Raw genomic sequence first — 1,848 nt, forward strand, 5'->3', positions numbered from 1 at the left:
GAAGAAATGACCTGCTTATTCGCACCTTCCCTTACCGAACGATCCATCAGGTCATGAAGTGCATTGGCGGCAAAAGTGTAGCCCATACGGGCAATCAGAACGCCAACCACTATTGCTGCTACCGGATCAAGCCACGGAAAGCCAAGTAAATTGCCGACAATCCCAACAGACACGACCACTGATGAAGCTGCGTCAGAGCGCGCATGCCAGGCGTTGGCGATGAGCAGAGACGACTGAATGCGTGTCGCGACAGCCAGCATATAGCGGAAAAGCAGTTCCTTTGTCACCAGCGCGAACAGTGCTACCCACAACGCAACAATATGCACCTCTGAAATGGCTTCAGGGTGCCACAGCTTGCCGCTTGCGGACCAAATCATTATGGACCCGACAAGGAACAGGATTGCGCCAATAATCAACGACGCCCCATTTTCATAGCGTCCATGACCGTAATGGTGATCTTCGTCAGAAGGCTTGCGACTTTTTTTATTGGCGATCAGAACGACAAAGTCCGACACCAAATCAGAAAACGAATGTATGCCATCAGCGATTAATCCCTGTGAGCCAGAAAATATCCCCAGTAAAATCTGAACGCAGGATAACAATATATTTACAGCTACACTGATCATCGTACTTTTTTGTGCCGCCAATGAACGATTATGATATTCGTTATCATTGCATTTATTTTCATTAAGCTCCATAAAACCTCATTAACACCCCATAATTCAGGATAGCAAGAATAATATAATTCAGACCCAAAGGTGTTAAACAGGAAATAAACCAGATCAGGTTCATTGAACGCAATTAATACGGGCTGAAACAGGCGGCCTTGCCTGCGGCCATTCAGCGCAGATAGTGTTTGCGTTAACAAAACTGATACATTTTCTTCCTGAAATCAACGATACCCACAAAAACACATATGATTTATCATATGTGTACATCGATATTACCGGGAGGAAAAATGCTACAGCCTGTTCAACTTTTCAAAATTCTGTCAGATGAAACCCGTCTGGCTATCATGATGCTTCTCCGGGAATCCGGTGAGATGTGCGTGTGTGATATTTGCGCGCCACCGCCGAGTCGCAGCCCAAAATTTCCCGGCATATGGCAATCCTTCGGGAGGCTGAACTGGTGCTGGACCGTCGGGAAGGGAAATGGGTCCACTACCGGCTCTCTCCACATATGCCCGCATGGGCGGCAGAAACTATCACAACATCCTGGCACTGCCTGCGGGAAGATGTTCGTCAGTGGCTAGAAATATCCGTAGGATCATCCTGCTGACCCGAATCAAACACATTCATTTAACCATATGTAATGGAGCCGAAGATGTTACTGGCAGTGAGTATTTTTTTACTGACGCTGATCCTGGTTATCTGGCAACCCCGGGGACTCAGTATTGGCTGGAGCGCCTGCATTGGTGCTGTGCTGGCCCTGGTTTCTGGTGTTATCCATGTGGGTGACATTCCGGTGGTCTGGAATATCGTCTGGAACGCAACAGCGACCTTTATCGCGGTAATTATCATCAGCCTGCTGCTCGATGAGTCGGGCTTTTTCGAATGGGCTGCGCTGCATGTATCCCGTTGGGGGAACGGGCGCGGTCGTCTGCTGTTTACCTGGATTATCCTGTTGGGCGCAGCCGTTGCGGCGCTGTTTGCTAACGATGGTGCAGCGCTCATCCTGACCCCCATCGTCATCGCCATGCTGCTCGCACTGGGGTTCAGCAAACGGACAACGCTGGCCTTTGTCATGGCCGCCGGGTTTATTGCCGATACCGCCAGTTTACCGCTTATCGTGTCGAACCTGGTGAACATTGTCTCTGCTCATAGACAGGATCTTAAGAGATAAGTCTTT

1 protein-coding gene and 2 pseudogenes are annotated in these 1,848 nt (G+C 49.2%); 2 read left to right on the forward strand and 1 reads right to left on the reverse strand.

Annotated elements, in window-relative coordinates; all coding sequences use genetic code 11:
- On the reverse strand, positions 1 to 698 hold a 698-nt coding region (locus HMPREF3096_RS28120; protein WP_070544674.1), incomplete at its 3' end, for a cation diffusion facilitator family transporter.
- 260 nt (positions 699 to 958) lie between these two features.
- Between HMPREF3096_RS28120 and HMPREF3096_RS30160 the strand changes: the two are divergent.
- Together HMPREF3096_RS30160 and HMPREF3096_RS28125 are read left to right on the forward strand one after the other, a co-directional pair.
- A pseudogene (locus HMPREF3096_RS30160) lies at positions 959 to 1,278 on the forward strand (metalloregulator ArsR/SmtB family transcription factor).
- Positions 1,279 to 1,323: 45 nt separating this feature from the next.
- Positions 1,324 to 1,818 (forward strand): annotated as a pseudogene (locus HMPREF3096_RS28125) (ArsB/NhaD family transporter); the annotation flags it as partial.
- Between the last annotated feature and the right edge of the window lie 30 nt (positions 1,819 to 1,848).

The organism is Klebsiella sp. HMSC25G12, from assembly GCF_001807705.1.
GTDB classification, from domain to species: Bacteria; Pseudomonadota; Gammaproteobacteria; order Enterobacterales; family Enterobacteriaceae; genus Klebsiella; species Klebsiella variicola.